This is a genomic window from Streptomyces scabiei 87.22 (assembly GCF_000091305.1).
GTDB lineage: Bacteria > Actinomycetota > Actinomycetes > Streptomycetales > Streptomycetaceae > Streptomyces > Streptomyces scabiei.
The window spans coordinates 2,696,353-2,721,035 of record NC_013929.1; the positions used below are offsets into that span (position 1 = coordinate 2,696,353).

25 protein-coding genes are annotated in these 24,683 nt (G+C 69.6%); 10 read left to right on the forward strand and 15 right to left on the reverse strand.

Translation table 11 applies throughout. The features are described from left to right. Nucleotides 1–295: 295 nt before the first annotated feature. Nucleotides 296–694 (reverse strand): TSUP family transporter, encoded by a 399-nt coding sequence (locus SCAB_RS11240; RefSeq protein ID WP_013000190.1) that lies wholly within the window; start codon nucleotides 692–694, stop codon nucleotides 296–298. Nucleotides 695–781: 87 nt separating this feature from the next. Here SCAB_RS11240 and SCAB_RS11245 point away from each other — a divergent pair, with 87 nt between their 5' ends. Then, entirely contained in the window at nucleotides 782–1,675 is an 894-nt protein-coding gene (locus SCAB_RS11245) for an IS982 family transposase (RefSeq protein WP_013000191.1), read from the forward strand. Here SCAB_RS11245 and SCAB_RS11250 read toward each other — a convergent pair. From SCAB_RS11250 to SCAB_RS11265, 4 genes are all read right to left on the reverse strand, one after another. Further along, on the reverse strand, nucleotides 1,663–2,091 hold the full coding sequence (locus SCAB_RS11250) for a sulfite exporter TauE/SafE family protein (protein WP_013000192.1): 429 nt from the start codon (nucleotides 2,089–2,091) through the stop codon (nucleotides 1,663–1,665). The two genes, SCAB_RS11245 and SCAB_RS11250, sit on opposite strands and share 13 nt — an antisense overlap. Nucleotides 2,092–2,344: 253 nt before the next feature. Then, complete coding sequence (locus SCAB_RS11255) at nucleotides 2,345–3,403, reverse strand: ArsO family NAD(P)H-dependent flavin-containing monooxygenase (protein WP_013000193.1); 1,059 nt, start codon at nucleotides 3,401–3,403, stop codon at nucleotides 2,345–2,347. Beyond that, on the reverse strand, nucleotides 3,400–4,191 hold the full coding sequence (locus SCAB_RS11260) for an aquaporin (protein ID WP_013000194.1): 792 nt from the start codon (nucleotides 4,189–4,191) through the stop codon (nucleotides 3,400–3,402). The genes SCAB_RS11255 and SCAB_RS11260 overlap by 4 nt, the downstream gene beginning before the upstream one ends. 35 nt (nucleotides 4,192–4,226) lie before the next feature. Then, nucleotides 4,227–4,541 carry an ArsR/SmtB family transcription factor gene (locus SCAB_RS11265; protein ID WP_013000195.1) on the reverse strand — a complete coding sequence of 105 codons (315 nt, stop codon included), beginning with the start codon at nucleotides 4,539–4,541 and terminating at the stop codon, nucleotides 4,227–4,229. Nucleotides 4,542–4,617: 76 nt separating this feature from the next. Here SCAB_RS11265 and SCAB_RS11270 point away from each other — a divergent pair, with 76 nt between their 5' ends. The 6 genes from SCAB_RS11270 (at nucleotide 4,618) to SCAB_RS11295 (ending at nucleotide 9,699) form a co-directional block, all read left to right on the forward strand. Next, the gene (locus SCAB_RS11270) at nucleotides 4,618–5,247 is read left to right on the forward strand and encodes an arsenate-mycothiol transferase ArsC (protein ID WP_013000196.1); all 630 of its coding nucleotides are present in this window, start codon (nucleotides 4,618–4,620) and stop codon (nucleotides 5,245–5,247) included. Nucleotides 5,248–5,294: 47 nt separating this feature from the next. Further along, on the forward strand, nucleotides 5,295–5,714 hold the full coding sequence (locus SCAB_RS11275; protein WP_013000197.1) for an arsenate reductase ArsC: 420 nt from the start codon (nucleotides 5,295–5,297) through the stop codon (nucleotides 5,712–5,714). A 4-nt stretch (nucleotides 5,715–5,718) separates the two neighbouring features. Beyond that, nucleotides 5,719–6,684, forward strand: a complete 966-nt coding sequence (gene trxB / locus SCAB_RS11280) for a thioredoxin-disulfide reductase (RefSeq protein ID WP_013000198.1) — start codon at nucleotides 5,719–5,721, stop codon at nucleotides 6,682–6,684. A 32-nt stretch (nucleotides 6,685–6,716) separates the two neighbouring features. Then, nucleotides 6,717–7,043, forward strand: coding sequence for a thioredoxin (gene trxA / locus SCAB_RS11285; RefSeq protein ID WP_013000199.1), 327 nt, complete (start codon nucleotides 6,717–6,719; stop codon nucleotides 7,041–7,043). A 382-nt stretch (nucleotides 7,044–7,425) separates the two neighbouring features. After that, nucleotides 7,426–8,538, forward strand: coding sequence for an ImmA/IrrE family metallo-endopeptidase (locus SCAB_RS11290; protein ID WP_231884970.1), 1,113 nt, complete (start codon nucleotides 7,426–7,428; stop codon nucleotides 8,536–8,538). Between the two features lie 3 nt (nucleotides 8,539–8,541). Continuing rightward, nucleotides 8,542–9,699, forward strand: coding sequence for a hypothetical protein (locus SCAB_RS11295; RefSeq protein ID WP_013000201.1), 1,158 nt, complete (start codon nucleotides 8,542–8,544; stop codon nucleotides 9,697–9,699). A 19-nt stretch (nucleotides 9,700–9,718) separates the two neighbouring features. Here SCAB_RS11295 and SCAB_RS11300 read toward each other — a convergent pair whose 3' ends face one another. After that, nucleotides 9,719–10,336: a hypothetical protein gene (locus tag SCAB_RS11300; protein ID WP_013000202.1), complete on the reverse strand. Its 618-nt coding sequence runs from the start codon at nucleotides 10,334–10,336 to the stop codon at nucleotides 9,719–9,721. 742 nt (nucleotides 10,337–11,078) lie between these two features. Here SCAB_RS11300 and SCAB_RS47680 point away from each other — a divergent pair. Further along, nucleotides 11,079–12,254, forward strand: a complete 1,176-nt coding sequence (locus SCAB_RS47680) for a hypothetical protein (RefSeq protein WP_231884973.1) — start codon at nucleotides 11,079–11,081, stop codon at nucleotides 12,252–12,254. A gap of 273 nt (nucleotides 12,255–12,527) precedes the next feature. Here SCAB_RS47680 and SCAB_RS11310 read toward each other — a convergent pair whose 3' ends face one another. Next, nucleotides 12,528–13,856 carry a class I SAM-dependent RNA methyltransferase gene (locus tag SCAB_RS11310; RefSeq protein ID WP_041669082.1) on the reverse strand — a complete coding sequence of 443 codons (1,329 nt, stop codon included), beginning with the start codon at nucleotides 13,854–13,856 and terminating at the stop codon, nucleotides 12,528–12,530. 109 nt (nucleotides 13,857–13,965) lie between these two features. Further along, the gene (locus SCAB_RS11315; RefSeq protein WP_013000205.1) at nucleotides 13,966–16,071 is read right to left on the reverse strand and encodes an APC family permease; all 2,106 of its coding nucleotides are present in this window, start codon (nucleotides 16,069–16,071) and stop codon (nucleotides 13,966–13,968) included. A gap of 472 nt (nucleotides 16,072–16,543) precedes the next feature. On the opposite strand from SCAB_RS11315, the gene SCAB_RS11320 reads away from it, so the two are divergent. Next, complete coding sequence (locus SCAB_RS11320) at nucleotides 16,544–17,215, forward strand: potassium channel family protein (protein ID WP_013000206.1); 672 nt, start codon at nucleotides 16,544–16,546, stop codon at nucleotides 17,213–17,215. Further along, nucleotides 17,215–17,892 (forward strand): potassium channel family protein, encoded by a 678-nt coding sequence (locus tag SCAB_RS11325; RefSeq protein WP_013000207.1) that lies wholly within the window; start codon nucleotides 17,215–17,217, stop codon nucleotides 17,890–17,892. The genes SCAB_RS11320 and SCAB_RS11325 overlap by 1 nt, the downstream gene beginning before the upstream one ends. Before the next feature lie 81 nt (nucleotides 17,893–17,973). Here SCAB_RS11325 and SCAB_RS11330 read toward each other — a convergent pair whose 3' ends face one another. From SCAB_RS11330 to SCAB_RS11360, 7 genes are all read right to left on the reverse strand, one after another. After that, on the reverse strand, nucleotides 17,974–18,732 hold the full coding sequence (locus tag SCAB_RS11330; RefSeq protein WP_013000208.1) for a DUF3159 domain-containing protein: 759 nt from the start codon (nucleotides 18,730–18,732) through the stop codon (nucleotides 17,974–17,976). Nucleotides 18,733–18,735: 3 nt separating this feature from the next. After that, nucleotides 18,736–19,134, reverse strand: a complete 399-nt coding sequence (locus SCAB_RS11335) for an OB-fold nucleic acid binding domain-containing protein (RefSeq protein WP_005481623.1) — start codon at nucleotides 19,132–19,134, stop codon at nucleotides 18,736–18,738. 43 nt (nucleotides 19,135–19,177) lie between these two features. Then, nucleotides 19,178–19,861 carry a response regulator gene (locus SCAB_RS11340; protein ID WP_013000209.1) on the reverse strand — a complete coding sequence of 228 codons (684 nt, stop codon included), beginning with the start codon at nucleotides 19,859–19,861 and terminating at the stop codon, nucleotides 19,178–19,180. Next, nucleotides 19,858–22,500 (reverse strand): sensor histidine kinase, encoded by a 2,643-nt coding sequence (locus SCAB_RS11345; protein ID WP_013000210.1) that lies wholly within the window; start codon nucleotides 22,498–22,500, stop codon nucleotides 19,858–19,860. Before SCAB_RS11345 ends, SCAB_RS11340 begins: the two co-directional genes overlap by 4 nt. A gap of 228 nt (nucleotides 22,501–22,728) precedes the next feature. Next, nucleotides 22,729–23,508 carry a DUF3710 domain-containing protein gene (locus SCAB_RS11350; RefSeq protein WP_013000212.1) on the reverse strand — a complete coding sequence of 260 codons (780 nt, stop codon included), beginning with the start codon at nucleotides 23,506–23,508 and terminating at the stop codon, nucleotides 22,729–22,731. A 1-nt stretch (nucleotide 23,509) separates the two neighbouring features. Then, nucleotides 23,510–24,043 (reverse strand): dUTP diphosphatase, encoded by a 534-nt coding sequence (gene dut / locus SCAB_RS11355; protein WP_013000213.1) that lies wholly within the window; start codon nucleotides 24,041–24,043, stop codon nucleotides 23,510–23,512. Next, nucleotides 24,040–24,624 carry a PaaI family thioesterase gene (locus SCAB_RS11360; protein ID WP_013000214.1) on the reverse strand — a complete coding sequence of 195 codons (585 nt, stop codon included), beginning with the start codon at nucleotides 24,622–24,624 and terminating at the stop codon, nucleotides 24,040–24,042. The genes dut and SCAB_RS11360 overlap by 4 nt, the downstream gene beginning before the upstream one ends. Between the last annotated feature and the right edge of the window lie 59 nt (nucleotides 24,625–24,683).

The window sequence follows — 24,683 nt, forward strand, 5'->3', positions numbered from 1 at the left end:
CGTACGCGCACCACCTGCCGACGCCCTACGACGGGCCGGCATCCAATCCGGGGCCATACAGGAGCCGGTGCACCAGAGACACCCGTCTGGCTTTGTTCGCGAGTTCCGGTTCCGGCTCAACTTCTGTGGTGACGGCTCGATGCTCGGTCCATTCGAACGCTGAGCGGTGGGAACCAGCAGGTCAGTGGGTTGGTCCGACGGGTTCACGAGCGCGCATGGCGCAGCTCCACAGAGGTTGAGCCAGAATCTGAGAACGGGAGGCACCCCGACGTGAGGGCCGGGGGAGGCTCGGCAGTCAGTTGTGTCGGGCGAGCTTGACCGCTGAGATGAGCAGGATCACGGCCAGCGCGGGGATGAGGACCACGTCCGGGAACACCCCGAGCAGCAGCCCGCCCAGAACCGCGCCGGCGATCGAGCCTGCGGCCATGACCATGCTGAAGCGGCGGTTCGCGCCCAGGACGGCGAAGCTGCCGTCGCGGCTGTAGCGGGCGAACGCCACCAGCATCGTGGGCAGGGACACCAACAGGGAGAGGCTGCCGGCGGTCTTGATGTCCTTCCCGAACAGCAGCACGATCGTCGGGATCAGCAGCTCGCCGCCGGCCACGCCCATGATCGCCGCGACAACGCCGATGCCGAACCCGGCCACGACACCGGCAGGCACCTGCGCCCACAGCGGCAGGTCGAGTGTGCCCAAGTGGGTGGTGTGCGTGACCGCTAGACGAGTCATTCCGAATGCTGACGGTGTGTCCGGGAACGCAGACAGGGCGTCCAAGATCGCTGTGTGACGAACAACCTGGACGCCCTGCTGACGGCACTGTACGTGAAGATCGACGACGGGATCGGCGGTACCCGATGGCTGGGCCGGCCGCCGCGGCTGACGGATTCCGAGCTGGTCACTCTTGCCGTCGCGCAGGCTCTACTGGGTTTCACTTCGGAGTCGCGGTGGCTGCGGTTCGTGGATTCCCGGCTGGGAGCGATGTTCCCGTACGTGCCCAGGCAGCCGGGTTGGAACAAGCGGCTGAGGGCTGCGTTGCCGCTGGTCAAGAAGGTGATACGGCTGCTGGCCGTCGATACGGACTTCTGGTTCGACAACCACTGGATCATCGACTCCACGCCGGTGGAGTGTGGCCGCTCGCGTCCGACGGTGAAGCGGTCGGACATGGCCGGCTGGGCCGGATACGGGTACTGCGCCTCGCACTCCCGGTTCTTCTGGGGCCTGCGCCTGTACCTGGTGTGCACCCCGACCGGCATGCCGATCCTGTGGGCACTGGCGAACCCGAAAACGGACGAGCGGGAAGTGCTGTCCGCGATGCTGGATCGCGAACCGCACCTGGCTGCGGGCCGGCCGGGGCTGCTGGTGATCGCGGACAAGGGCTTCGCCTCCAAGGAGTTCGAGGCCGATCTGGCCCTCCGGGGCGCGGAGTTGCTGCGTCCTTCGTTCAAGCGCGAGAAGAAGCGCAGGGGCGAGAGTCTCCTGAAGTCGGTGCGGCAGCTGATCGAGTCTGTCAACGACACCCTCAAAGGCCAGCTCGACCTGGAACGGCACGGCGGCCGCACCTTCGACGGTGTCGCCGTCCGCGTCGCCCAGCGCATCCTTGCGATGGCCGCCGCGATCTGGCACAACCACAAGACCGGTCAGCCCGTCATTCGATCCTTGATCGCCTACGACCACTGATCACATCGGAATGACTCGTCTAGGGCGACCGCCATGAGCACCATCAGAGCGGCCAGCACCTTGTAGAGGGTCGAGGAGCGCATCCGCACTGCCCAGGATGCTCCGGCCCAGGCACCCAGCAGGCTTCCGGCCAGCAGGTTGACCGCGACGGGCCAGCGTGCGGCCAGCTCGGCGGCCGGGACCGCCGCCAGCCGGGCGGGCAGTGCGACCAGGACTACGACCAGGCTCATGGCCTTGTTCAGGATGACGGCCGAGAGCGCGGCGAATCCGAAGAGGCTGATCAGCAGCGGCAGGCGGAACTCCGCGCCGCCCAGCCCGATCATTCCGCCCAGAACGCCGATGGCCGCTCCCGCGCCGAACACCACGGGTGCCGTGGGCGTCGAGCGGAGGGAGGCGAAGTTCTGGTCAGTGCGCATGATGGGCATCCTTGCTGGTCACGGGCCCGCCTGCTATGGCCCGGCCCCACCTTCAGGGAAAGCCACTGGATACGGGGCCGGGGCTTGTCAGGACCTCCGAGCACCGAATTCAACCGGGTTACTCGGCCCTGCCCAGCAGACCCGGTGCTGTCGAAATGCGTGAGCATCCAGCGCGGGCCGCGGCCCGACCGCCTCCCGAACGGCCGTTCAAGTGCTGTTCGTTCTCGCGTGGACAGAGCCACCCGTCCGAGGGTCAGGTTTTCAGACTCTCCGAGATGTCCCGGGCTGCGTCGCGGGCAGTGCGGCCGACGCCGATGAGGGTGGCGGAGGCGGGGCCGGTCCAGTCGCCGTAGCCGAGGAGGTGCAGGCGGGGCTCGTCGACGGCGCGGGTTCCGGTCGTGGCGATGTGGCCGCGGGTCCCACGCAGGCGCAGCGAGGCAAAGTGCGCGAGGGCGGGGCGGAAGCCGGTACACCAGATGATCGCGTCGGCTGGCGTGCTCGTGCCGTCGGCCCAGGCGACGCCGTCCTCGGTGAGGTGGCTGAACATGGGCTTCGCGGTGAGCAGTCCGGCGTCGCGGGCTTCGCGGACCGGGGGTACGGCGACGATGTCGCCGAGGGAGGCCACGCCACCGGTGTCGGTGCGGCCGGCATCCAGCGCTTGGCGGCGGGCGGTGGCGGCGTCGAAGAGGGCACGGCCGTCGATGTCGTCGGCCAGGTAGCGGGGCGGACGCTGGGTGACCCAGGTCAGCTCGGCCACAGAGGCGAGGTCGGTGGCGATCTGGGCGCCGGAGTTGCCTCCGCCGACCACGATCACCCGCCGGCCTGCGAACTCGGCGGGGCTCTTGTACTGCACCGTGTGGAGCTGGCGTCCGGAGAACTCCCGGCGACCGGGAACGGCGGGGATGAACGGGCGGGTCCAGGTGCCGGTCGCGCTGATGACCGCGCGAGCCCGCCAGTCACCCGAATCGCTCTCGATGCGAAGGAACTCGCCGTCGCGGTGGACGGCGTCGACCCACACGCCGCGCTGGACCGGCAGCTCGTACCGCTTCTCGTAGTCGGCGAGGTACTCCACGACATGCTGCGCGTCCGGGTACGTCTCGCCGGGCTGGGCGGGCATCAGCCGCCCGGGCAGCGAGGAGTATTGCGCCGGCGAGAACAGATGAAGGGAGTCCCAGGTGTGCTGCCAGGCCCCTCCGGGGGCCGCCTGGGCGTCGAGAATCACGTGCTCGACGCCCAGACGGCGCAGGTGGTAGCCAGCGGCGAGCCCTGCTTGGCCGCCGCCGATCACCACCACATCCGTGCGCTGCGTCATGCCGCGAGCTGCTCCGTGTCGCTCTTGCCGCGCATGAAGATGACCGCCACGAGCGCCAGGCCCACGACCACGCCGACCAGCTGCATGCCGATGAAGCCGGCCACCGATCCGGGGGCGATGCCCGCGAAGGTGTCGGTGAAGGCGCGGCCGATGGTGACGGCCGGATTGGCGAAGGATGTGGAGGAGGTGAACCAGTAGGCCGCGCCGATGTACGAGGCCACCGCGACCGGCGCGAAGCGGAGCCGGTCGGTGCGGGCCAGGCCGAAGATCAGCAGGATCAGGCCGGCGGTCGCGACGACCTCGCCGAGCAGGAGGTTTCCGGCGGAGCGGTCGTGCGTGGACCACTTCACCAGCGGCTCGCCGAACATCGCGTCCGCCAGGATCGCGCCCGCGACCGCACCGACGATCTGCGAAGGCACGTAAACAGCCAGCTCGCGGGCGGTGACTCCGGCGCCGCCGCGGCGGGCGGTCCACCACTCGGCCAGGGTGACGGCCGGGTTGAAGTGCGCACCGGAGACCGGACCGAGAAGGGCGATCAGTACGAGGAGGCCGAAGACCGTGGCGGTGGAGTTGGCCAGCAGCTGCAGAGCCACGTCCTGAGTGAGGTCGGTGGCCTGGATGCCGGAGCCGACGACGATCGCGACCAGGGCTGCGGTGCCGACCAGCTCGGCGGCGGCCCGGGCGATCAGCGGGGTGCGGGGCGGGGTCGCGCCGGGTGCGGGCTGGGGCGCGTCGGCGGCTATGTCGCTCTCCGCTGCGGGGACGGCGACGGGCTCGGTGGCGGTCAAGACGGGTTCTCCTCGGGCAGGTGAGGCAGAGCGGGCTATGGGCAGGACCGCTTGAGGTTCGCTTCGGCGGTGGCTCGCGCGGCCTGGGCGAGGTCGGCGAACTGACCGGCGAGGGCTTCGATGACTTCCGGGCGCAGGCGGTAGTAGATGTACCGTCCGCATGGCTCTGTCTCCACGACCCCGGCCTCGCGCAACACCTTCAGGTGGTTGGAGAGGTTCGTCTGCTTGGCACCCGTCTCCTCCACGAGGTGGGTGGTGCACAGCGTCTCGCCCGCGAGCAGGGTCACGATCTGGAGCCTGAGCGGGTCGGCCAGAACCCGGATCAGATCAGTGTCGACTGACGTCATCATGTGCTGATACTGTCACATCATCTGGGGCTGACACCAGTCCGAGCTGACCTTATTGGCTCCTTTGAACGGGAACGCCATGTCCACGTCCTCCTCACCCCTCCTGCCGGACGAACGCCTGGCTGCGGGGGCTGCCCGTCTCGCCTCCCGGCACGCCGGCCACTTCTCGCCGGAAACCGTGCTGGGCCTGCTCGCCGACTCCTACACACGTCTTGCCGAACAGGCACGGATCCGCACGCACCTGGTCGTGGTGGCGGAACGACTTACCGCCGAACGCCTGGACGCCCTCGCCCACACCCGAGGGCTGACGAGCGGGCCGACCCGAGTGCTGTTCGTGCGCAGCCAGAACGCCGGCCGCTCCCAGATGGCCGCGGCTCTCCTGGCGCACCGGGCAGGCGAGCGGGTGACGGTCTCCTCCGCGGGCACCCACCCCGCCGACGCAGTGGAGCCGCACATCGCTCAGGCCCTCACCGAGGCCGGCATGGACCTGGCCGATGGCTATCCCAAGCCGCTGACCCAAGAGGTCGTCCAGGCCGCCGACGTCGTGATCACGATGGGTTGCGGCGATGCCTGCCCCGTCATCCCCGGTCGCCGCTACCTCGACTGGCCCGTGGCTGACCCTGATGAAGCGCCGATTGCCGTCGTCCGCGATGTCCGCGACGCCATCGACGCCCACATCACCGAGCTGCTCACTCAGCTCGCCCTCTGAAGCCCCATCTATCCCCACCGCAGTCGCCTCACCCCAAGGAAGAACAGATGTCCTCCGCTCCTGCCGCCTCCGTCCTGTTCGTCTGCATCCACAACGCGGGCCGCTCCCAGATGGCGGCCGGGTTCCTGCGCCACCTCGCCGGCGACCGCGTCGAGGTCCGCTCCGCCGGCTCCATGCCCGGCGAGCAGATCAACCCCTCGGCCGTCGCCGCCATGGCCGAGCTGGGCATCGACATCTCCGACCAGAAGCCGAAGGTCCTCACCCCCGAGGCCGCCCAGGCGTCCGACTACATCATCACGATGGGCTGCGGCGACGCCTGCCCGTACTTCCCCGGCAAGACCTACCTCGACTGGCAGCTCGAGGACCCGGCCGGTCAGGGCGTCGAGGCCGTCCGCCCCATCCGCGACGAGATCAAGGGCCTCATCGAGGGCCTGATCGCCGAGATCGACGCCAAGAAGCAGGGCTGATCCCGTGACCGACGCGACCACCGCCGACGACGGCATACGCAACGTCGTCATCATCGGCTCCGGCCCCGCCGGCTACACCGCCGCCCTCTACGCGGCCCGAGCGCAGCTGAAGCCTCTGTTGTTCGGCAGCTCGATCTTCGTCGGCGGGTCGCTGACCACCACGACCGAGGTGGAGAACTTCCCCGGCTTCCCCGACGGGGTCGACGGCCCGGACCTCATGGCGAATATGCGGGCCCAGGCCGAGAAGTTCGGCGCCGAAATGATCGACGACGACATCGTCTCCGTCGACCTGACCGGCGCGATCAAGGAAGTCACCGACTCCGAGGGCACCGTCCACCGCGCGAAGACGGTGATCATCGCCACCGGATCCGGCTACCGCAAGCTGGGCCTGCCCAAGGAGGAGGAACTCTCCGGCCGGGGCGTGTCCTGGTGTGCCACCTGCGACGGGTTCTTCTTCCGCGACCGCGACATCGTCGTGGTCGGCGGCGGCGACACCGCCATGGAAGAGGCCACCTTCCTCACCCGCTTCGCCCGATCCGTCACCGTCGTCCACCGGCGCTCCACCCTGCGCGCCTCCCAGGTCATGCAGAACCGCGCCTTCTCGGACGACAAGATCTCCTTCCTCTTCGACAGCGAGATCACCGAGCTGGAAGACAAGGACGGCATGCTCTCCGGTCTCACGGTCCGCAACGTGATCACCGAGGAGACACAACACCTCGACGTGACCGGCCTCTTCATCGCCATCGGCCACGATCCGCGCACCGAGCTGTTCACCAGCCAGCTCGACCTGGATGCCGAGGGCTATCTCAAGGTCCACTCCCCGTCCACGCGCACCAGCCTCCCTGGCGTCTTCGCCGCGGGCGACGTCGTCGACCACACCTACCGCCAGGCCATCACGGCCGCCGGCACCGGCTGCGCCGCCGCCCTCGACGCAGAGCGGTACCTCGCCGCCCTCGCCGACGCGCGCTAACCACCGCCCCACACACGAGAGGAGGCCGCACCGTGGCCCTCAAGAGCGTGACCGACGCATCCTTCATCGAGGACGTCCTCCAGAGCGACAAGCCAGTACTCGTCGACTTCTGGGCGGCCTGGTGCGGCCCTTGCCGCCAGCTGGCCCCCTCGCTGGAAGCCATCGCCGCCGAGCACGGCAACCGGATCAAGATCGTCAAGCTGAACATCGACGAGAACCCTGAGACGGCCGCCGCGTACGGCGTTATGTCCATCCCCACGATGAACGTCTTCGTCGGCGGCAGGGTCACCAAGACCATCGTCGGGGCCAAGCCCAAGGCAGCCATCGAGCGCGAACTGCGCGACCTGCTCAACGTCTGACCCGAGGCCGTTGGCCTGACCACAAGCGGTGACCAGCACGTGCTGGTCACCGCTTGTGCGTTTGGGGGCGGGGAGACCTAGTCGCTCGCCCCTGCGGGCCCGCAGGCCAGTACGGACACGGAGACATGACCTGCGGCTCCGCCCCTGCGAACACCGCCGGCTCGCCCAGCGCGGGGAGACCGGGACGGGAGTGGATCACTTATCAGCGGCGCCGCACAGACTCTCGGTGTCGAAAGTCGCGACGGAGCAGTGGCGTTGGACTGTCAGTGGGGCCTGGTATGCATGAACCTGTGACGAGCCTCAGATCATCTGCGGAATATTCTGAGGCATAAAACCGTGTACTCTCGGGGGAGTTGAACTCGCCAGGGCTGGAGGTGGGCACGTGCGCGACCAGAAGAGCTTGGTTGCGGATCCCGGGATGCTCACGCTGGCCCGTGACTCACGCGGCTGGACACAGTCCGAACTTGCCGACGAGATGGCACGACTTGATGGCAGCCGCATCACTCAGGGGTACGTCAGCCGAGCCGAAGCTGGCCGCATCCCCGTCAGAGACGGGCGCGTACAGCTGTTCGCCGACGCCCTGCGCTACACCGCCGACACCCTGTGCCGCGCCACGGATACGGCTGGGACAGGCGTCGGACTGGTACACCACCGCAAGCGCGCCTCCATGGGGGCGCCCGCACTGCGTCGGATCCATGCAACGTTGGCGCTCACCCGGCTCCAGGTCGACAGCTTGGCCCGGGCAGCAGACCTCCATCGCAACGACCGGTTTCGGCGCGTGGAGGTCAACGACTTCGACACTCCCGCGGATGCGGCGGAGACGATGCGTGAGGAGTGGAACGTCCCCGCAGGACCCATCGAGGATATGGTCGCCCTGCTCGAAGATGCCGGCGCTCTGGTCGTAGTCCGGGATCTCTGCACCACCGAGCTCGACGCCGTGAGCCAGTGGCCCCCCGGCAGGTACCCGTTGATTCTGCTCAACTCACATGCACCCGGGGATCGTTCCCGCTTCAGCCTGGCGCACGAGCTGGGCCACCTGGTGATGCACGCCGAGCCGGGTGAGGGACGCGTACAGGAGGACCAGGCCAACCGGTTCGCCGCCGAATTCCTCATGCCCCACGACGCAGTCCTGCCCGAGCTGAAGCCAGGCATCGACGTGTCCCGCCTGCTGGACCTCAAGGCCCGGTGGGGGGTGTCTATGGCAGCTCTCATCAGGCGCGCCATGGACTTGGGAGTCATCAGCGAATGGCACTACCGCACGCTCATGGTCGAGTTGTCCGCCCTCGGCTACCGCACCAACGAGCCGACCACCATCCGGCGCGAAACCCCGCGCCACCTCGCTCAAGCCGTCACCCGGCTTGAGGAGCAGCTCCACCTCAGTCCGACCGAGACCGCCCACCTGGCGGGCCTGGGTCGCGAGGAGTTCCACGAGATCTACTTGTGCGCTTCTTCTCCGTCCGGACACAAGGACGTGCCGGACTCTTCTGCGAGGTGATTCATGAGCAACACCCCCTCCCCGAGGCGGCGACCGCCCGCCCTGAAGACGCTCGACCACACCGTTGCCGCCGTGCCGCTTCTCCAAGGGCGGGTGCTGCTCCACGAAAACGCCGTCAATCTTCCGCGGCTGCGCCACGCGCTCGATGACGACTTCAGCGGCGTCGTGATGACCGGAGCCAAAGCCGACGAGCGGGCTTTCCACCTTCGCAGCACGGTCGGCTACGAAGGCACCCTGCTGATCGACAGCGCGCCCTACACCACCTACGTCGCGACCGCGGACGAGCCGTTCATGGTGCCCACCGACGAGCTGTTCGCTTCAGTGGACACCTCGCTGGCCTTCCAGAAGGCACGCGGAGCGAGCGCGGCACTGACCCCGACCGGCTACATTCCGCCCGCGGACTCCAAGACGCTCAAGGCAGTGATACGCGAGGCCAACAAGATCGAACGCGCCGACACCGTCGTGACGCTCCCGATCGACGTCACGTGGCTGAACCGCGAGAACATCGGTCAACTCATCGCGGTCTGCACGAAGATCCGGCACCCGAAGGCCCTCGTCCTCTTCCGCCAGTTCGATCCGCTGGAGCAGACGAAGGACATCCCCGCCAATCTGCGCCGCCTGCTGGCCGAGGTCGAGCACATGGCGCTCCTGCGGACCGACCTCGCTGCGCTTGATGCGATCGCGCACGGCGCCCTCTGCGCCGGCATCGGCGTGCAGAGTTCACTCCGCCACGCGATCCCGCCCGGCGAGAAGGCCCAGACCAACAAGGCCGGCCCCACCTACCCGAACGTGCTGATGCCGGAGCTCATGTGCTTCAAGGGCGCCGAGTCCCTCGCCAGGCTGTACGGCAACGTGGATCCCGCAACCTGCTCCTGCGAGGAGTGCGACGGGCGTGGACTCGATCGCTTCCTCCTGCCGGACCTCGAAACCCGGCGCGAGGCCGACAATCACACCGTCCTCACCTGGAGCGACTGGGTCACCGAAATGGCCGGCTACCAGCCAGGCACCCCGCGTAAATCGTGGTGGCGCGACAAATGTGCGGCCGCGATCGACCGCTACGCGTTGGAGAACCAGCGCATCGGCCTGGGCGCCAGCCCCAGGTCCGGATTCCAGGCGCCCGCGCCGCTCAAAGCATGGGCGACACTCCCCGTCACCCCGTAGCGAGCCACGGGCCAGATGCTCAGGGGAGCTGGCGGTGGACGTCTTCCAGGAACTTCCAGCCAGCGACGGTATGACGTCTGCGCACGAAGGGACGCGGCGGCACCACCACTTCCACCGAGTCCCCCTGAAGTGTGAGCAGGCCGATGCCGTAAAAGTCCGCGCGCAGCACAGCATCATCCTTGCGCCGCAATACGCCGTCCACCACCACCGCGCGAGAACAGAACGGAGTAAATCGCTCTGCCTTCTCCATCGCCGACTCCCAGCTTCGGCCGGGCACGAACGCCATGTCGATATGGACAGGCTGCGCCGCTCGACGGGTGATCGACCCGTCCCTGCGGACCGCCGCGCCCTTCGGAAGGGACTTCAGCACCCGGCGCTCCCTCTCGCTCAAGGAGCCGGCAGGAACCGGCTCGCCCAGGGGCAGCGACATGAGGAGATCCAGGACGTCAGGTCGCGTCAGCGGCGGCATCCCTTCAGCTGCCCGCCGCTCCCGCTCGAGCGCGTCATACCGATAGGCCACAACAGCTTCCGTCCCGAAGGCTTCGACGAGCGCGAGCTTCGCCTCGCGAGGCACGAGGTCGCAGGGAGCCAGCGCACCTGCGACGACACCCATCTGCTCTCGCGCCACGACCGACATGAACCAACCTGCTCTCGTCTCGAACTGACACCCTCGTCCGCGGTGCGCCTGCACGCCCCTGCCCACCCTCAGGCACGCATCACCGGAAGCACGAGCGGCTCACGTTCACACGATGCACTCGCCAGTCCCCTCCTGGCCGCAGCCAAGCGGGACCGACACGCCTAACCAGCCTTCCCCTGCCTGAGACACGGGAACGCCTCAGCACGGATGGCCAGGCTAGTACGGGTACTCGTACGCCCGGCGGCCACCTCCTCGGATGATCGCGAAACGGCCAGCACCCGTCACGGGCCGACCAGCAAGCGTCCACGGCGGCCACCAACGAACGACTGCGAGCCTAGCCACCACAGGCGGCCATGCCTACATCTGTCCGAATCTTCATCGCCGCCTGCCACCCCCTCCTCTTCCACCCGCCAGGCGGAGTGCGGCTGAGAGCATTGCCCGTGAGGCATTCGCACGGTGGGGAGTTCAGGTGCCACGACAGCTCAACGAACGGCAGCAACAGGTGCTGCAATGGGTCGCCCGAGGCTGCCCTGACGGCGTGTGGGAAGGAACCGGGCACAAACTCAGCTGCCAAGCCCTGCACAGCCGCGGACTAGTCAAAGTCTCCAAGCGACAGGGGCAATGGTCAGTCGCCCTCACCAAGGCCGGCCAGCAATACCTGGACCACGGATCCCATCCGCCCGAACAACCTTGCAGCAAAGACACCGCACCGGCGCCACGGGCTGGAATCCAGTCACCCAACATGCCCAAGAGCGAGAAATCCAGCGCCAGGTCGCTTGCGCCCGTGCCACCACAACGAACCAGGCCCCTTCCACGGAAGAAAGCCAAGACCGTCACGGAGCAGCTCCTGGAAGAGCTCGTCGAAGCCGGCGGTCGAATCGTCAAACGTGAGGCCAGTGGTCGGGAGACCGAGAAATGGCCGATCCGTGTCGCCGCGGCGCGCCGGTCGGGAAAGATCCCCGAGACGAAGGAACTGCACGCGGGCTGGTGCCGCGATGGATACGAAATCCGCCTGGTCGACACCCCCGCCTGGCGACTGGCCGTGCTGCCACCCACTCCCGTACCGGTACGGCTCACCGCTCCGCACCCGGTGGTCAAAGCTCTGCAGCAGCACCCCCAGCCCATGAGGCTGACCAAGTCTGTGCAGGGTCGAGCCTTCCGTCTCATCCACGCGCTGCTCACCGCGACGCAGAGGCTGGGATACGCCAGCGCATTCGGCACAGCCGAGAGTGCACCGGCACCACATCGCCGGCGGGACGGCCCTCCCCACTTCACCGTCACAGCCCAGGGACAGAGATGCGATTTCCTCATCCTGCAGGAACAGGACCGGACCGAACACATCCCCACGAAGAAGGAACTCGCTGAAGCTGAGAAGCACTCCTGGGTCAGGATTCCTCGGTACGACCACTCCCCCGCTGAACGCCTGAGGATCTGCGTCAGCGGCGGCCTGCGACACAGGGCCGGCGAATGGGCCGACACGGCCGCACGCCCTCTTGAGGACCAGCTCGCCGAAATCGTGCAGGAGGTCGGCCTCCGCGGGCAGGAAGCCGAACGCAAGCGTCTGGCTGACCTGGAGGAGGCCCAGCAGAAGCGCCTGCGATGGGAAGCCGTGAAACGTCAGGCCACGGCCGAATACGCAGAGGCATACCGCGCCCGCCACCTTGAAGCACAGAACGCGGCGTGGAGGCGCGCAGCGGGTCTTGTCGAGTACCTTGGCGCACTCCGACTCCACGCCGAGAGTCTGCCGCTCGGACCAGCCAAGGACGAAGCCGAGGCGTGGATCGCCTGGGCCGAGGGACACGCACAACGCCTGAATCCACTCAACGGTTCACCGCTGATGCCGGAAATCCCCGAGCCCCGGGCCGAGGACCTCAAGCCGTTCATGCAGGGCTTGAGCCCCTACGGACCCAGCTACTGAGCACCCACTCGAGCCCGGCTGCCAGCCGCGATGCCACACCTGGCAGCGCGCCCGCCGCCGCAACCAGCGACGGCGAAACGGACCGATGTTCTTCAAGTCTCCGCAAAGCCAGACCGCACAAACCGAGCTCAGCACCCGGCGCTACCTGCACGATCACAGCCCTGACATCCCGTCAGAACGAGCGTCATTTGAGCGTCACGAGCGTCATTTCAGCGTCAAGATATCGCCCGTAACGCCCACAATGCACATAACGCACACTGGGAAACCTGCAGGTCAGACGCCCTTTGCGATGGGTTCAAGGATCGCGACACACTCCACGTGGTGGGTCATCGGAAACAGATCGAACGCCCGCAGCATCCGCACCCGGTACCCGCCCTCCCTGAAGTACCCGAGGTCCCGTGCCAGTGCCGCCGGGTCGCAGGCCACGTACGCGATGCGGCGGGCGCCCAGCGATGCCATGTGCTGGACGGTCTTCTTGCCCGCGCCGGCGCGGGGCGGGTCCAGGACGATCAGGTCGACCTCTTCGATGCCCGTGCGCGGCAGCACCGCCTCGACCTTGCCCTGTTCGATGCGGACCCGGTCGAAGCCGGCGAGGTTGTGCCGCGCGTCCTCGACCGCGCGCTTGCCGGACTCGATGCCGAGGACGGCACCCTTGTCGCCGACGCGGTCGGCGAGGGCGCCCGCGAACAGGCCCACCCCGCAGTAGAGGTCCAGCGCCATGTCGCCCTTGCGCGGCAGCAGGCCCTGCATGACCGCCTTGACGAGGGTGTCCGCGGCCTTGGGGTGGACCTGCCAGAAGCCGCCGCTGCCGACCCGGTACGTCCGGTCGTCCGCGCGCTCGCGGACGAAGGGGCGGCCGTGCACGCGGTGCACTCCCCCGTCCTTCTCCTCGACCCGCATCACCGACACCGGCTTGTCGAGTTCCACCAGGGGCAGCCGCGCACCCGGCCGGGGTTCGAGGATCACCTGGCGGTCCTGCGACCCGGTGGCGGCGATCGCGTCGACGGAGGCCATGCCCGCCCAGTCGCGCTTCTCGATACCCAGCTCGGAGACGCCCGGCGCGGCGATCATGCAGTGGTCGATCGGCTCGACCTCGTGCGAGCGGTGCCTGCGCAGTCCGGCCCGGCCGTCGGCGTCCACCGCGTACTGCACGCGCGTGCGCCAGGCCGGGACCTCGCCCGCCGGGACCTTGTCGCCCTCGGCCGGCATGACCGTGCCGTCCCAGCCGGCCTCCTCGGGCGTGAGGCCCGCGAGCCGCTGCAGCTGCTCGGCGATGACCTCGCCCTTGAAGCGCCGCTGGGCACCCGGCTTGGCGTGCTGCCAGTCGCAGCCGCCGCAGCGGCCGGGGCCGGCGTAGGGGCAGGGGGCCTCGACGCGGTCCTTGGAGGCCGTGAGGACCGAGACCGCGTCCGCCCGCAGGAAACGCGCGCCCTCCTCGCCGTCGGTCACCCGCGCCACGACCCGCTCGCCGGGCAGCGTGTGCCGTACGAAGAGGACCTGGCCCTCGGACGTCCGCGCGATGCAGTGGCCACCGTGGGCGACGGGGCCGACCTCGACCTCGTACTCCTCTCCCACCAGCGATTTCTTCGGTTCTGCCTGCATGGTGGGGTGACTCCAGAGGATGGGGAACGCGACAACGGCCGGACAACAGCCCACCAGTCTACGTGGGTGCCGTCCGGCCGCCGACCACGAACGCCGGGCCGGGCGCGCGTCAGCCCTTGTCCGCCGGCCCCTTGCCCGAGGACGAGGGCTTGTTCGATGCCTTGGCCGACGCCTTGCCCGAGGACTCCTTCGGCCGCTCGTGCGCCGGTCCACGCCGGACCGAACCCGGCGCGCTCCACTCCTGCCGCTTGCGCGCCCGGCGCTTGGCGACCTCGGAGGACTCCAGTTGGTAGGGCACGGAGGTGACCATGACACCCGGCGTGAACAGCAGCCGGCCCTTGAGCCGGAGCGCGCTCTGGTTGTGCAGCAGGTGCTCGTACCAGTGACCGACCACGTACTCGGGGATGATCACCGACACCGCGTCCCGCGGCGACTCCTTGCGCAGCCCCTTGACGTACTCGATGACCGGCCGGGTGACCTCGCGGTACGGGGAGTCGAGGACCTTCAGCGGTACGTCGATGCCGCGCCGCGTCCACTCCTCCTGGAGCGCCTTGGTCTCCACCGGGTCGACGTTGACGCTGAGCGCCTCCAGGGTGTGGGACCGCATCAGCTTGGCGTAGGCGAGGGCGCGCAGGGTGGGGCGGTGGATCCGGGAGATCAGCACCACGGAGTGGACCCGCGACGGCCGGACGACGTCGTCGCTCGGGCCGTCCGGCGCGGCGATCTCCGCGGCGACCCGGTCGTAGTGCTTACGGATGGCCGTCATCGTCGCGTAGAAGATCACCATGCCGAGCAGGGCCACCCAGGCGCCGTGCGTGAACTTGGTGCCGAGGACGACGATCAGGACCAGCCCGGTGAAGAAGGCGCCGAAGGTGTTGATCGCGCGGGAGCGGACCATGTGGCGCCGCTTGGCCGGGTCCTTCTCCGTGCGCAGATGGCGGTTCCAGTGCCGGACCATGCCGGTCTGGCTGAGCGTGAAGGAGACGAACACCCCGACGATGTACAGCTGGATCAGGCGCGTGGAGTCGGCGCCGTAGATCCACACCAGGAGCACGGCGGCGCCCGCGAGGAGCACGATGCCGTTGGAGAAGGCGAGGCGGTCGCCGCGGGTGTGCAGCTGACGCGGGAGATAGCGGTCCTGGGCGAGGATCGAACCGAGCAGCGGAAAGCCGTTGTAGGCGGTGTTGGCGGCCAGGAACAGCACCAGGGCGGTGGCGGCGGCGAGCACCACGAAGAGGAACGTGCCGTCCCCGAAGACGGCGGCGGCGACCTGGGAGATCACCGGGTTCTGCACGTACGAGTCGCCGACCGGGGTGCCGTCGCGGAACAGGTCCTTCGCCGGGTTCTCCGCCATCCGCACCTTGGTGGCCATGGCGAGGCCGATGATGCCGCAGAACATGGTGACGGCGAGCAGGCCCATCGCGGCGAGCGTGGTGGCCGCGTTCCTCGACTTGGGCTTGCGGAAGGCGGGGACGCCGTTGGAGATGGCCTCGACCCCGGTGAGGGCGGCACAGCCGGAGGAGAACGCGCGCAGCAGCAGGAAGACGAGCGCGAAACCGGCGAGGCCCTGGTGCTCGGGCTTGATCGCCAGGTCGGCGGTCGGCGCCCGCATGGTCTCGTCGAGGACCAGCCCGCGGAACGCGCCCCAGGCGATCATCAGGAAGACACCGACGACGAACACATAGGTCGGGATCGCGAAGAGCTTGCCCGACTCCTTCACCCCGCGCAGGTTCATCAGCGTGAGCAGCACGATGATGCCGATCGCGCACAGCACCTTGTGCTCGACGAAGAAGGGGATGGCCGAACCGAGGTTCTCCACGCCCGAGGAGATCGACACGGCGACGGTGAGGACGTAGTCGACGAGGAGCGCGCTGGCGACGGTGAGACCGGCCTTGGGGCCGAGGTTGGTGTTCGCCACCTCGTAGTCGCCGCCGCCGCTCGGGTACGCGTGCACGTTCTGCCGGTAGGACGCCACGACGGTGAACATCAGCACGACGACCGCGACCGCGATCCAGGGGCTGAAGTGGTAGGCCGACACGCCCGCGATGGACAGGACCAGCAGCACCTCTCCGGGTGCGTACGCCACGGACGAGAGCGGGTCGGAGGCGAAGACGGGGAGTGCGATGCGCTTCGGCAGGAGCGTTTCGCCCAGCCGGTCGCTGCGCAGGGCCCGCCCGATCAGGATCCGTTTGGGCACGTCGGTCAGTTTGGACACGCAGAGGATCGTAAGCGCCCCGGCTGGTTCTGGGCACATCCGGGTGAAATCCCGGCGGGCCCCGGGGTGAAATCCGTCCCCGGACGGCTGCGAAGTGCGTCACGTCACGCATCCTCCGGTCTCATGGGCGGCGTCCTCACGTCTGTATGACGAATCCCGTCCGTCCCCTGTACTGCCGTGTGTGGACCGGGTATCCGACGGAACCCGTGACGTTCTCGCCCCCCTCTACTCCCTGGAGACCTCATGCAGGCCGCGACCGCGGAGCTGATCGGCGCTCTCGCCTCCCTACTCGGGCTCGGCGTCCTGACGGGGATCAGCGTCCGCCGGATCAGCAGGCGTCGTCCCACGATGTGACCGGAGTCTGCACGGGGGTGCCCCCGGTGGACCGCACGTGTGTAGCTTGGGCGACGGTCTGAGACCCTGTTTTCGACGTTTCGGCTGAACAGTAGCTATTGACACCGGAAGGACGGTCGTGCACATCGTCATCATGGGCTGCGGGCGAGTGGGTTCCACCCTCGCCCAGACCCTGGAGCAACAGGGGCACACGGTCGCCGTGATCGACCAGGACCCCACGGCCTTCCGTCGTCTGGGCTCCGGTTTCGGCGGCCGGCGCGTCACCGGGGTCGGCTTCGACCGCGACACCCTGCGCGAGGCGGGCATCGAGGAGGCGGGCGCGTTCGCCGCCGTCTCCAGCGGCGACAACTCGAACATCATCGCCGCCCGCGTCGCCCGCGAGATGTTCGGCATCGAGAACGTGGCGGCGCGCATCTACGACCCCCGCCGCGCCGAGGTCTACCAGCGCCTGGGCATCCCGACGGTCGCCACGGTCCGCTGGACCGCCGACCAGATGCTCCGCCGGCTGCTGCCGTCCGGCGCCGAGCCCCTGTGGCGCGACCCCACTGGCGGTGTCCAGCTCGCCGAGGTGCACGCCTCGTCGGCCTGGGTGGGCCACAAGATCAGCAAGATGCAGGAGGAGACCGGCGTCCGCGTCGCCTTCCTCACCCGCCTGGGCGAGGCGGTTCTGCCGACCTCCCAGACGGTGCTGCAGGAGGGCGACCTCGTGCACGTGATGATGCGGACGGACGACGTGGAGAAGGTCGAGGCGTCCTTCGCCGAGGGCCCCGACGAGGAGGGCGGTCACTGATGAGGGTCGCCATTGCCGGAGCCGGAGCGGTCGGCCGTTCGATCGCGGGCGAGCTGCTGGAGAACGGCCACGAGGTCCTTCTCGTCGACAAGGCGCCGACCGCGATCTCGGTCGAGCGCGTCCCCCAGGCGGAGTGGCTGCTGGCCGACGCCTGCGAGATCACGTCCCTGGACGAGGCGGCGCTGCAGCGCTGCAACGTCGTCATCGCCGCGACCGGCGACGACAAGGTCAACCTGGTCGTCTCGCTGCTGGCGAAGACGGAGTACGGCGTCCCGCGCGTCGTCGCCCGCGTCAACAACCCCAAGAACGAGTGGCTGTTCAACGAGTCCTGGGGCGTGGACGTGGCCGTGTCCACCCCGCGTCTGATGTCGGCCCTGGTCGAGGAGGCGGTCAGTGTCGGTGACCTGGTCCGGCTGCTGCGCTTCAGCCACGGTGACGCGAACCTGGTCGAGCTGACCCTGCCGCCAGAGTCGGCCCTGGCCGGCACGCAGGTGGGCGAGGTCGAGTGGCCGGAGGACACCTCCCTGGTCACGATCATCCGGGGCACCCGGGTCCTCACCCCCACCGCGGACGACTCCCTGGAGGCAGGCGACGAACTGTTGTTCGTGGCCGCCCAGGCCCGCGAGGAGCAGTTGGAGGACCTGCTGTCGGTGCGCCGCGAGGACGCGGCCGGCTAGCAGGGTGCGATACGGACTCGGGGCGCCCGGAGATGTCCGGGCGCCCCGAGTCTTCGTCCGCCTTCCGGCAACGCCGGATGCCTACTCGCCGGCCCGCGCCGCGGCCTTCCGCTCCTCCTCGGCCCGCTCCTCCGCCTCCATCTCGGCGAACACGTCGATGGGCGCCGGCGCCTTCGCGAGGAAGATCCAGGTCAGCCACACCGCGAGCAGGAACGGCGGGATCTTCAGGGCGATGAGCACCCAGCCCAGCTGGGTGGTGTCGGCCCACCAGTAGAGCGGGAAGAGGATCGCGCACTTGGCGAGCAGGATCGCCCCCCACGCGTAACTCGCCTTGGCGTACGCCTTCTTGCGGCCCGGGTTCCGGGTCCGCCAGGACAGGTTCTCCTTGAAGACCGGGCCGAGCATCAGTCCGATCAGCGGCACCCCGGCCAGCGTGGTGACGATGTACGCGAGGCCGAGGCCCAGCGTGTACAGCATGCCCGGCAGATAGAAGTCCTTGGCGTTGCCGGTCATCATCGCGAAGACCACGCCGAAGGCGACCCCGAAGACACCACTGAAGGCGTGCTTGACGGTGTCCTTCATGACGAGCCGCACCACGACCAGCAGGACCGAGACGGCGAGGGCTGCCAGGGCCGCGAAGTGCAGGTTCTTGTTGATCGTGAAGATGGAGACGAAGAGCAGGCCGGGGAGCACGGTCTCGACCATGCCGCGCACGCCACCGAACGCCTCGAACAGCGCGGCCTCCGTCACCGCCCTGGAGTCCTGCGAGCCGTCCTGTCCGCTCTGTGCGTCCTGGACGCCGTGCTGGGCGTCTTCCGTCGGCTTGTCGAGCGACGTCACCGGCTACTCCCGTCCGAGGGGTCTGAGTTCGTACTTCGGGTTGAACAGCACCCTGCGGCCCCGGCTCATCGAGACCCGGCCGGATGCGATCAGCTTGCGCCCCGGCTCTATCCCGACGATGGAGCGCCTGCCCAGCCACACCACGTCCAGCGCGGCGGATCCGTCGAACAGCTCGGCCTCCAGGGCGGGGACACCGGCCCGGGGGCGCAGCGTGACCGTGCGCAAGGTACCAGTAACCGTCACGATCTGTCGGTCGTGGCAGTCACAGATGCGGGTGCAGCCCGCGGTGTCCGCGTCCTCGCGCAGCTCCTCCGACTCCAGGTCCGTCTGGGACGAGGAGAGCCGGTCGAGCATGCGCCGGAACCGGCCCGCCGGCTTCTCGGAACGAGGAACAGCACTCATGACAAAAGCGTACCGGGGCCCGCCGACGAAGCCGTACCCCCGGCTACTTCTCGAAGCGGTACCCCATCCCCGCCTCGGTGATGAAGTGCCTCGGCCGCGAAGGATCGCGCTCCAGCTTGCGCCTCAGCTGGGCCATGTAGACCCGGAGGTAGTTGGTCTCCGTCCCGTACGAAGGCCCCCAGACCTCCTGGAGCAGCTGCTTCTGGCCGACCAGGCGCCCGGTGTTGCGGACCAGTACCTCCAGGAGGTGCCACTCGGTGGGGGTCAGCCGGACGTCCCTGCCGTCCCGGTTCACCTTCTTGGCGGCCAGGTCCACGGTGAAGTCGCCGGTCTCGACGATCACGTCGCCCTCCTCGCCCCCGACGGGCTCGGCGCGCCGGACGGCGGCGCGCAGCCGGGCGAGCAGTTCGTCCATGCCGAAGGGTTTGGTGACGTAGTCGTCGGCCCCGGCGTCCAGTGCCTCGACCTTCTCGTCGGAGGTGTGGCGGGCGGAGAGCACGATGATCGGCACCCGGGTCCAGCCGCGCAGTCCGTCGATCACCTCGACGCCGTCCATGTCGGGCAGCCCGAGGTCGAGGATCACGACGTCGGGGTGGCGCGCGGCGGCGAGTGCGAGGGCGGTCGCGCCGTCGTGGGCCGCGTCCACCTCGTACGCGCGTGCCTTGAGGTTGATCACGAGGGCCCGCACGATCTGCGGCTCGTCGTCGACCACGAGCACCCGGGTCATATGCCCCGCCTCTCTGCCGATGCGGCCGTGCCGACCGGTGCGTCGGCGGCCGTGCCCCCCGTCGGGGCGGCGTCTGCCCCCGTAGACGTGTGCAGGGCCGGGCCGGTGCCCGACGGCGGGGGCGTATCGGGCCCGGGGGCCTTCTGCACGGCCCGCACCGTGAGGACCATGGTCAGTCCCCCGCCCGGTGTGTCCTCGGCGTCCAGCGTGCCGCCCATCGCCTCGGCGAAGCCGCGGGCGACCGCCAGGCCCAGTCCCACACCGGTCCCGCGCGGAGCGTCCCCGTGGCGCTGGAAGGGGGCGAAGATGCGCTCCTTGGCCTCGTCGGGGACGCCGGGGCCCCGGTCGGTGACCCGGACCTCGACGCGGCCGCCTAGGGCGCTGGCGGAGACCTGGGCGGGCGTACCGGGCGGGCTGTACTTGACGGCGTTCTCGACGATGTTGGCGACCGCCCGCTCCAGCAGTCCGGGGTCGACGGCGACCATGGGCAGGCTCTCGGGGATCTCCAGCCCGACGCTGCCCTCGGGCACCCCGCCCAGGGCCATCGGCACCACCTCGTCGAGGTCGATCTCGCGGATCAGTGTGCTGACGGTGCCGGTCTGCAGGCGGGACATGTCGAGGAGGTTGCCCACGAGGTGGTCGAGCCGGTCGGCACCCTCCTCGATGCCCGCGAGCAGTTCCGCCTCGTCCTCCGGCGACCAGGCCACGTCGTCGGAGCGCAGGGACGAGACGGCGGCCTTGATCCCGGCCAGCGGGGTGCGCAGGTCATGGCTGACGGCGGCGAGCAGCGCGGTGCGGATGCGGTTGCCCTCGGCGAGTTCCCTGGCCCGGCCCGCCTCCTGCTGCAGGCGCCGCCGGTCCAGTACGACGGCGGCCTGCGCGGCGAACGCGGCCAGCACCCGGCGGTCCTCGGCGGGCAGGACGCGCCCGGAGAGGGCGAGCGCCATGTGGTCGCCGACCGGCATGTCCACGTCCGCGGCCTCCGGGCGGTCCACCCGCCGGGGTCCCACGCTGCCCGCGCAGGTCCACGGCTCCACGTCGCTCCCGCGCTCCAGCAGGGCCACCGACTCCATCCCGAAGGTCTCCCGGACCCGTTCGAGGAGCGCCTCCAGACTGGTCTCGCCGCGCAGCACACTGCCCGCGAGGAACGACAGGATCTCCGACTCGGCGCGCAGCCGGGCCGCCTGGTGGGTACGCCGGGCCGCGAGGTCCACCACGGAGGCCACCGCCACCGCGACCCCTATGAAGACCACGATGGCGACGATGTTCGTGGGGTCGTCGACGGTCAGGGTGTGGACGGGAGGCGTGAAGAACCAGTTGAGCAGCAGCGACCCCAGCACGGCGGCGGCGAGGGCGGGCAGCAGACCGCCCAGCAGGGCGGCGGCGACCGTCAGCGACAGGAAGAGCAGCATGTCGTTGGCGAGCCCCAGGTCGGTCGAGGAGGCGACCAGCACCAGCGCGAGCAGCAGCGGTCCGGCCGTCCCCACCAGCCAGCCCCAGATCATCCGGACCCGGCCGAGCCGGGCGCCCCGGGCGACGGGCAGCCCGCGTCCCTTGCCCGCCTCGTCATGGGTGATGAGGTGGACGTCCAGGTCGGGTCCGGAGTTCCGGGCGACGGTCGCGCCGACGCCCGGTCCGAACACGTACTGCCAGCTCTTGCGGCGCGAGACGCCGAGCACGATCTGGGTGGCGTTGCCCCCGCGCGCGAAGGCCAGCAGCGCCGCGGGGATGTCGTCGCCGACGACGTGGTGGAAGGTGCCGCCGAGGTCCTCGACGAGGGTGCGCTGGGCGGCGAGTTCCTTCGGCGAGGCGGAGGTCAGCCCGTCGCTGCGGGCGATGTAGACGGCCATGACCTCGCCGCCCGCGCCCTTCTCGGCGAGCCGGGCGGCCCGCCGGATCAGGGTCCGCCCCTCGCGGCCTCCCGTCAGCCCGACCACGATCCGCTCGCGCGATCCCCAGATCCGCGAGACCTGGTGCTCGCTGCGGTAGGCGTTCAGGTACTCGTCGACCCGGTCCGCCACCCACAGCAGCGCGAGCTCCCGCAGCGCGGTCAGGTTCCCGGGGCGGAAGTAGTTCGACAGGGCCGCGTCGACCTTGTCGGGCTGGTAGACGTTGCCGTGCGCCATCCGCCGCCGCAGGGCCTGCGGGGACATGTCGACCAGCTCTATCTGGTCGGCCCGCCGGACCACCTCGTCGGGGACGGTCTCGCGCTGCCGTACGCCCGTTATCGACTCGACGACGTCACCGAGGGACTCCAGGTGCTGGATGTTGACGGTCGACACGACGTCGATGCCGGCCGCAAGCAGTTCCTGGACGTCCTGCCAGCGCCGGTCGTTGCGGGAGCCGGGCACGTTGGTGTGGGCCAGTTCGTCCACGAGGGCGACGCGCGGACGCCGGGCGAGGACGGCGTCCACGTCCATCTCGGTGAAGACCGCGTCCCGGTGGGCCAGCTCCCGGCGCGGGATCTGTTCGAGACCGTGGAGCATCACCTCGGTGCGCGGCCGGCCGTGGTGCTCCACGACGGCCACCACGCAGTCGGTGCCGCGTTCGATCCGGCGGTGCGCCTCGGACAGCATCGCGTACGTCTTGCCGACGCCCGGTGCCGCGCCGAGGTAGATCCGGAGCTTTCCGCGTCCCATGTCCCCATTGTCTTCCCGTGACCGCCGCCTACGCAGCGTCGACCCTACGGCCAATAATCACGGCAAAGGGGACGGGAGACGCGCCGGAGCCGCTCCTTGACGCAACCCTGACGCGCCCCGGGGCCGAGGGCCGCGGGCACGACGAAGGGGCCGTACTCCACCGGGGAGTACGGCCCCTTCACAGCCCGTAGCGGTCAGCTCTTAGCGGTCCGGCCGAGCGGTGAACGCTCAGCGCACCTCGGTGATCTCGGGTCCGCGCTGCAGCTGCCCCATGCCTCCGGAGAAGCGGGAACCCGCCTGCTCGTCCTGCTGGACGCCCTCGGGGACCATCTGCGCGTCGTTCGGGAGCTTCAGGACGATCGGGTCGCGCGGGGCCATCGGGCCCTCGCCGCGGACGACGACCGTGTCCCGGAAGATCTGCTCCAGCAGCCCGGCGGTCTGCGGCTCCACCGCGCCCCGGCCGGAGATGACCCCGCGCAGGAACCAGCGGGGCCCGTCCACGCCGACGAACCGGACGACCTGGAAGCCGCCGGTGCCGTCCGGCAGCTGGACCGGCACCTGGGCGCGCAGCTCCCAGCCGAGCGGACCCTCGACCTCGTCGATGACACCGCCCTGCTGGGTGATGCCGGAGGCGATCTCCTCGCGGACCTCGCCCCAGATGCCCTCGCGCTTGGGCGCGGCGAAGGCCTGCAGCTGGACCGCGCTGTCGCGCAGCACGACGGTCGCCGCGACGATCGCGTCGCCCGCTACCTCGACCCGCAGCTCCATGCCGTCGACTCCGGGCACGAAGATGCCGCCGAGGTCCACCCGGCCCTCGCCGGGCTCGCGCACCTCGGTGCTGTCCCACGGCCCGTCGGGGCGGGGCTCCGGTTCGAGCCGCACGCGCTCCCGCCCGACCTCGTCCGCCTCGGTGTCGGCGTCCCCAGCGACGCCGTCGACCTGCTCGGCCTCGCTCGCCGCGTCCGCCGCGTCCTCGGCGGAACCCTTCTTCTTGCGACGTCCGAACACGTCACTGTCCTTCCCGGTCGGATACGACCGAAGCGTATCGATTCCCACCCGTTGTGCCGCTTGTTGTGCCGCCCACGGCGGCATGACCGCCGGTGGACCCGAAGCCCCCCTCGGCCCGCGCCGAGTCGGGAAGCTCCGCCACCTCGTGGAAGCGCACCTTCTCGACCTGCTGGACGACCAGTTGGGCAATCCGGTCGAAGCGTTCGAACCGCACGGCTTCGTGCGGGTCGAGATTCACCACGATCACCTTGATCTCCCCACGGTACCCGGCATCAACCGTCCCCGGGGCATTCACCAGGGCGACGCCGCAGCGGGCGGCGAGGCCGGACCGTGGGTGTACGAAGGCCGCGTACCCCTCCGGGAGTGCGATGGAAACTCCCGTGGGCAGTACGGCCCGTTCGCCGGGCTTCAGCTCCCGGCTCTGCGTGGTGCGCAGATCGGCTCCCGCGTCACCGGGCCGCGCGTAGTCCGGCAGCGGCACATCGGGGTCGACGCGCCGGATCAGGACGTCCACGGGGGTACGGCCGTCACTCACGGGTTCACCTCGAAGGCGCGGGCCCGCCGGACCTGGTCCGGGTCGTTCATGGCCGCCTGGATCTCCTCGCTGCGCCCGTGGTCGATGAAGTGGTCGACCTTCACCTCGACGAACAGCGCGTCGGCGCGGACGGCCAGGGCGCCGTCGGGACCGCCGATGCGCCCTTCCGCCGTCGCGAAGATCTTCCGTCCCGCCACCGCCGTCACCTCGGCCCGCAGATGCAGCACGGTGCCGACGGGAACGGGCCGCAGGAAGTCCGTCTCCAGCCGCCCGGTCACCGCGATGGTGCGCAGCAGCCAGGTGAGGGAGCCGAGGGTCTCGTCCAGGGCGCTGGCCAGGACCCCGCCGTGCGCGAGGCCGGGCGCCCCCTGGTGCGCGGGCCGCACCGTGAACTCGGCGGTGAGGGTGACGCCCTCACCGGCCGTCGCCTCCAGGTGCAGCCCGTGGGGCTGCTCACCGCCACAGCCGAAACACTGCCCGTAGTGCGCGCCGAGCGACTCACCGGGGGCGGGCGCCTCGGGATGCCGTACGGGCGCCTGGGCGTCCGCCGGGGGTCGCAGGGCCGCGGAAGTACCTCTCACAGGCGCAGACCTTACCCGCCCGTCAGCCTCCGGCCACCGTCCCTACGGGCAGGGTTTCC